The sequence below is a fragment of the Streptomyces pathocidini genome (genome assembly GCF_001418495.1).
Taxonomy (GTDB): domain Bacteria; phylum Actinomycetota; class Actinomycetes; order Streptomycetales; family Streptomycetaceae; genus Streptomyces; species Streptomyces pathocidini.
Genome location: NZ_LIQY01000537.1, coordinates 1 through 6,351 on the forward strand (window position 1 = coordinate 1; position 6,351 = coordinate 6,351).

The following is a 6,351-nucleotide window of genomic DNA, read 5'->3' on the forward strand; positions in this document are numbered from 1 at the left end:
AGGCGCCCAGGTCGCCGGTGGAGCGGTCGAGCCAGTCCCCCACGAGCTTGACCCAGCCGTCGCCGCGCCGGGCCTCCCGGGCGACGTACGCGACGAGGTCCTCGGGCTCGATCTCGTGGGCGTAGTTGCGGATGTAACGCTTGGTGCGGGCGATGTGGCGGCCCGCGCGGATGATCCGCGGCAGGTCCTCGCGGTCGTCGATCCAGTGGGTGTCAGCGGGCGACCCGGCGTCGCGGAGCAGCAGCGCGCCCGCGTCGCGTTCGGTCAGCGCCTGCTTCTCGCTGGTCGACTCGTCGACGGCGCCGTGCGCGTCCAGGCCGACGTGGCAGTGCGCGTCGACCAGCCCCGGCAGCACCCACCCCGTCACCGTCGTCACGTCCCGGGCGCCCACCGGGCGGTCGTAGGAGACCCGGCCGCCGACCACCCACAGCTCGTCTCGGACTTCGTCCGGCCCGACCAGCACCCGCCCCTTGATGTGCAGCACCGCACTCTCACTCATGTCCGCACTGTACGAGCCGGGGCGGGGCGCGGGCACCGGGGCCTCGGCCGCGCGGCAGGGCGCACACCCGCGGAAGTGGCGGGGGATATCCTCAGGGAAAACCTGCATGGCCTTCGAATGGCCTGGAGAAGAGCTTCGGGTGGCGCTTTTCCAATTTCTCAGATGCGCAGCTTCCCATATTCTCCTGCCCGCTTTCCTTCTCCCCAAACGCTAAACTTTCGTCAGCATCGAAGCCGTAATTCGAACGGATCTCAGATCCGTTACAGGCACGTGACGCACTTCACAAGCGATCCGTTTTGCCCCTTATTATCGGGGCAAACCAGCATCTTTTGACAACCCTCCGCGCGCTCGCCCGCACCCGCGCGATACCACAGATCGCTTCCTGGCGGTACCCCCCACCGCGATGCATTTTCCAATTGCACTGGGTAAATTGAATCTGCATGACCGCCGCACAAGCAGACCTTGCAGGCGCCCATAGCGAATTCCTCGAAATATCGGAGGGGATCGTGCTCGATACCCCACGAGTAGAGGACGGAGCAGCGATCTGGCGCATCGCCAGGGACTCCAAGGTGCTCGACCTCAACTCCTCCTACAGCTACCTCCTGTGGTGCCGCGACTTCGCCGCCACCTCCGTGGTGGCGCGGGACGGGGACGGTGAGCCCGTCGGGTTCGTCACCGGCTACACACGCCCCGAGCGCCCGCAGACGCTCGTCGTCTGGCAGGTCGCCGTCGACCACGCGCAGCGCGGTCGCGGCCTGGCCGCCGCGCTCCTCGACGGGTTGACCGCCCGGGTCACGGAAGAGCTGGGCGTACGCGACGTCGAGACCACGATCACGCCCGACAACACCGCGTCGAACCGCCTGTTCACCTCCTACGCCCAGCGCCATGGCGCGCACGTGGACCGCGAGGTGCTGTTCGACGGCGGGCTGTTCCCCGACGGCGGTCACGAGCCGGAGGTGTTGTACCGGATCGGCCCCCTCGCGGTGCCGGTCACCGCGACCGCCCCCTGACGGCCCGCGGCCCCGGGGCACCACCGCCCGAGGCGCCCGGTCACCGGGACCGCCGCCCAGAGCACCGCCTCCCGAGGGCGCCGCGACCGCCACCCCTCAAGTCTTCTCCCTCACGCCCTCATCTCCCTGGAGCACGCCGTGACCATCACCCAGCCCGACCTGAGTGTCTTCGAGACCCTGGAGTCGGAGGTGCGCAGCTACTGCCGCGGCTGGCCCACCGTCTTCGACCGCGCGCAGGGCAGCCACATGTATGACGAGGACGGACACACCTACCTCGACTTCTTCGCCGGGGCGGGTTCGCTGAACTACGGGCACAACAACCCGGTCCTCAAACGCGCACTGCTCGACTACCTCGAGCGCGACGGCGTCACCCACGGCCTGGACATGTCCACCACGGCCAAGCGGGCGTTCCTGGAGTCCTTCCAGAACACGATCCTGCGGCCGCGCGACCTCCCGTACAAGGTCATGTTCCCCGGCCCGACCGGCACCAACGCCGTGGAGTCGGCACTGAAGCTGGCCCGCAAGGTCAAGGGCCGCGAGGCGATCGTCTCCTTCACCAACGCCTTCCACGGCATGTCGCTGGGCTCGCTGGCCGTCACCGGCAACGCCTTCAAGCGAGCCGGCGCCGGCATCCCGCTGGTGCACGGCACCCCGATGCCCTTCGACCACTACCTCGACGGCCAGGTGCCGGACTTCCTGTGGTTCGAGCGCCTGCTGGAGGACCAGGGCTCCGGCCTGAACCAGCCCGCCGCCGTCATCGTCGAGACGGTGCAGGGCGAGGGCGGCATCAACGTCGCCCGCGCCGAGTGGCTGCGCGGCCTGGCCGACCTGTGCGAGCGCCGCGACATGCTGCTGATCGTCGACGACATCCAGATGGGCTGCGGCCGCACCGGCGCCTTCTTCTCCTTCGAGGAGGCGGGCATCACCCCGGACATCGTCACCGTCTCCAAGTCCATCAGCGGCTACGGGCTGCCCATGGCGCTGACCCTGTTCAAGCCGGAGCTGGACATCTGGGAGCCGGGCGAGCACAACGGCACCTTCCGCGGCAACAACCCCGCCTTCGTCACCGCCGCCGCGGCCCTCGACACGTACTGGGCCGACGGCCAGATGGAGAAGCAGACCCTCGCCCGCGGCGAGCAGGTCGAGCGGGCACTGCGCGCCATCGTGGACGAACTCCCGGACGGCGAGGCCGAGTACCGCGGCCGCGGCCTGGTCTGGGGCATCGAGTTCACGCAGAAGGAGCGCGCGAACGCCATCGCGGCCCGCGCCTTCGAACTCGGCCTGCTCATCGAGACCTCCGGTCCCGAGGGCGAGGTCGTCAAGCTGCTCCCCGCGCTGACCATCAGCCCGGAGGAGCTGGACGAGGGGCTTCGGACCCTCGCCCGAGCGGTGCGCGAAACGGCCTGAGCGCCGGAGTGCCGGGGACCCGTCCGCGGGTCCCCGGCTCCGGCTCTCGACCGGTACGCGACCCACCGCCGACCCGCAGAGAAGAAAGGCACTGAAGACCGTGATCGTCCGATCCTTCAAGGACATCGAGGGCACCGACCGGCATGTGAAGTCCGCGTCGGGCACCTGGGAGAGCAAGCGCATCATCCTCGCCAAGGAGCGGGTGGGCTTCTCGCTGCACGAGACCATCCTGTACGCGGGGACGGAGACGTCGATGTGGTACGCCAACCACGTCGAGGCCGTCGTCTGCGTCGAGGGAGAGGCCGAGCTGACCGACGACGAGACCGGCGAGAAGTACACGATCACGCCGGGCACCATGTACCTGCTCGACGGTCATGAGAAGCACACCATGCGGATCAAGGAGGACTTCCGCTGCCTGTGTGTCTTCAATCCGCCGGTGACCGGGCGCGAGGACCACGACGAGAACGGCGTGTACCCGCTGCTCACGGAGCCAGCGGAGAGCTGAACCCCCCTTCAGGGGAAGGTTCCTTGGGATCCTGAGATCTCGGGCATTCCCCAGGAGCCGCCTCCTGGAAGGGCCTTGAAAAGACAGGGCCGTACGAGAGGAGAAGGAGCACCACCATGACCACCGCACCCGAGCGAACGGCCGATCTCTACCCGACGCGCGGCGCGACCGAGGTGAGCACCCCGCGCCTGGACTCCGTCGTGTGGTCGGAACCGGGCACTCCGGGCCCCGTCCAGCCGTCGGAGCTGCGCGACTTCGACCGTGACGGTTTCCTCGCGATCGACCAGCTGATCACCCCGGACGAGGTCGCGGTCTACCGCGCCGAACTCGACCGGCTGATCGGCGATCCGGCAATCCGGGCCGACGAGCGCTCGATCATCGAGCCGCAGACCCAGGACGTCCGGTCGGTCTTCGAGGTGCACAGGATCAGCGAGCTGTTCGCCGGCCTGGTCCGCGACCCGCGCCTGGTCGGCCGCGCCCGGCAGATCCTGGGCTCGGACGTGTACGTGCACCAGAGCCGGATCAACGTGAAGCCCGGCTTCGGCGCCTCGGGCTTCTACTGGCACTCGGACTTCGAGACCTGGCACGCCGAGGACGGCCTGCCGAACATGCGGACCGTGTCCGTCTCGATCGCGCTGACCGAGAACCACGACACCAACGGCGGCTTGATGATCATGCCGGGCTCGCACCGGACGTTCCTCGGCTGCGCGGGGGCCACGCCGAAGGACAACTACAAGAAGTCGCTGCAGATGCAGGACGCGGGCACCCCGTCGGACGAGGCGCTGACGGAGTTCGCGAGCCGGCACGGCATCAAGTTGTTCACCGGCAAGGCCGGTTCGGCCACCTGGTTCGACTGCAACTGCATGCACGGCTCGGGCGACAACATCACGCCCTTCCCCCGCAGCAACGTCTTCATCGTCTTCAACAGCGTGGAGAACACCGCGGTGGAGCCGTTCGCGGCGCCGATCAGGCGCCCGGAGTTCATCGGGGCGCGGGACTTCACACCGGTGAAGTGACCCGTGGGTCCCGGCTGACACGGGAGCCCCGCCCGGCCCTGGTGCGTGGGCCGGACGGGGCTCCCGTATGTCCGGATCCGTTTCATGGCCGGATCCGGCTTTCGTTCGGCGGTGGTCGGGCAGCGTTGGGCGGTGGTCAGGCAGCGTTGGGCGGTGGTCAGGCAGCGTTCAACGGTGGTCAGGCAGCGCTTCGAGCAGGCGGTCCACGTCGTCCGAGGTGTTGTAGAGGTGGAAGGAGGCACGGAGGTTCCCGGCTCGGCTGGAGAGCTGGAACCCGGCCTCCGCGAGGCGCTCCGCGGCGTGGCCGAGCCCCGGCACCGAGACGATGGGCGAGCCCGGCGCGGGCAGCGGCTCGTGCCCGAGCCCGGCGGCACCGGCGCGGAAGCGGTCGGCGAGCGCGGCGTCGTGCGCGTGGATGGTCTCGGGCCCGAGCTCCTCGACGAGCGCCAGCGCGTGGCGGGCCGCGACGTACGAGTACACGGCCGGGCTCTCGTCGAACCTGCGGGCGGAGCGGGCGAGTTCGACGGCGCCGTAGTTGCTGTTCGCCGGCACCTCTCCGGCGAACATTCCGGCGAAGACGGCCGTGAGCCCGCCGAAGTCCTCCGGCACGGTGAGGAACGCGACGCCGCTCGGGCACAGCAGCCACTTGCGGGCCGTGCACACCGTGAAGTCGAAGTCCCCGGCGTCCAGCGGTAGCCAGCCGGCGGACTGCGAGGCGTCGACGAGGGTACGCGCGCCATGGGCCCGGGCGGCCTCCCGTACGGCTCGTAGGTCGGTGATCGCGCCGGTCGCGGACTGGGCGGCGCTGACCGCGACGAGCGCGGTGGACGGGCGTACGGCCTCGGCGAGCGCGTCGAGCGGCGCGCTGCGGACGGTGAGTCCGGGGCGGACGTGGAAGGGGTTGACCAGGGAGCTGAAGTCGCCCTCGGCGACGAGGACTTCGGCGCCGGAGGGCAGCGAGGCGGCGATCAGGCCCGCGTACACGGCGACCGACGCGCCCACCGCGACGCGGGCCACGGGTACCCCGGCGAGTCTGGCGTACGTGGCACGGGACACCTCCGCCGCCTCGTAGCCGCCGTGGTACCGGCCCTCGGCGGCACGGTCCACGGCGGTGCGCATGGCCGTGACGGCGCGGGTGGGGAGGAGGCCGAAGGCAGCGGTGTCGAGGTAGGTCGTCCGAGGCGCGAACTCCGCGCCGCCGAGGCTCTTTTCCATGGCCTTTTCCATGGCCTCACTATGGGATGCGGTGGTGGCGCCGTCCACCGGATATCTCCTCGGCCTCAGATATCTCCCCGGCTTCAGAGGTCGGCGGGGCGCGGCAGGGCGAACTCGTCCGCGATCCCGATACGGCGGAGGGTCGCGACCACGTGCCGGTGCAGCAGCTCGCGGGCCTCGCCCCCGCGGCCGCGGGACATGGCCTCGGCGATGGCGGTGTGCTCGGCGACGTCGTTCTCCGGGTGGCCCGGGCCCGAGGTGGAGGAGGCGGCGACGTAGCGGGTGCGGTCCCACAGGGCGGCGTGGAGGTCGGCCACGACCGGGTTGCCGGCGGCGCGGACGAGGCCGGTGTGGAACTCGCGGCCCAGGGCCATGGCCTGTTCGGAGGTGGAGACCTCGTGGAGGCCGCCGAGGAGGTCCAGGCCCAGTTCGCGCAGGGCGGGGCGGCCGCGGGCGGCGACGGTGTCGAGGGCGAAGATCTCAAGCAGGAGGCGGGCCTCCATGACGTCGCGGGCGTCGGCGTAGGCCCGCTCGATCTCCTCCTCGGAGGGCACCCCCTCCACCCCACCCGCCACATCCGGCATCTCACCCATAAACCCATTGTGAGCGGGTACGCCATGCGGCGCGCAACGCGGGACCGCGGCGGGCGCGCCACGCTGTGCGCGGACCATAGTTCGCCCACGTTGTGGGCATGCGTTC

Annotated in this window: 6 protein-coding genes and 1 pseudogene; 4 read left to right on the plus strand and 3 right to left on the minus strand. The window is 70.1% G+C overall.

Annotated features, from left to right (window positions below):
• Window positions 1–499: pseudogene (locus tag AOK16_RS22110) on the minus strand (amidohydrolase family protein); the annotation flags it as partial.
• A gap of 440 nt (window positions 500–939) precedes the next feature.
• Between AOK16_RS22110 and ectA the strand changes: the two are divergent.
• The 4 genes from ectA (at window position 940) to thpD (ending at window position 4,437) form a co-directional block, all read left to right on the plus strand.
• Complete coding sequence (gene ectA, locus AOK16_RS22115; protein WP_205627756.1) at window positions 940–1,509, plus strand: diaminobutyrate acetyltransferase; 570 nt, start codon at window positions 940–942, stop codon at window positions 1,507–1,509.
• Between the two features lie 138 nt (window positions 1,510–1,647).
• Window positions 1,648–2,916, plus strand: a complete 1,269-nt coding sequence (gene ectB, locus AOK16_RS22120) for a diaminobutyrate--2-oxoglutarate transaminase (protein WP_055473927.1) — start codon at window positions 1,648–1,650, stop codon at window positions 2,914–2,916.
• A 100-nt stretch (window positions 2,917–3,016) separates the two neighbouring features.
• A complete protein-coding gene (locus tag AOK16_RS22125) occupies window positions 3,017–3,421 on the plus strand; it encodes an ectoine synthase (protein WP_055473928.1) in 405 nt (134 codons plus the stop codon).
• 116 nt (window positions 3,422–3,537) lie between these two features.
• Window positions 3,538–4,437, plus strand: a complete 900-nt coding sequence (thpD, locus tag AOK16_RS22130; RefSeq protein ID WP_055473929.1) for an ectoine hydroxylase — start codon at window positions 3,538–3,540, stop codon at window positions 4,435–4,437.
• A 168-nt stretch (window positions 4,438–4,605) separates the two neighbouring features.
• On the opposite strand, the gene AOK16_RS22135 is transcribed toward thpD, so the two are convergent.
• Window positions 4,606–5,652, minus strand: a complete 1,047-nt coding sequence (locus AOK16_RS22135) for an aminotransferase class V-fold PLP-dependent enzyme (protein ID WP_055473930.1) — start codon at window positions 5,650–5,652, stop codon at window positions 4,606–4,608.
• Between the two features lie 83 nt (window positions 5,653–5,735).
• The gene (locus AOK16_RS22140; RefSeq protein ID WP_157859307.1) at window positions 5,736–6,245 is read right to left on the minus strand and encodes a GntR family transcriptional regulator; all 510 of its coding nucleotides are present in this window, start codon (window positions 6,243–6,245) and stop codon (window positions 5,736–5,738) included.
• Window positions 6,246–6,351: the final 106 nt, after the last annotated feature.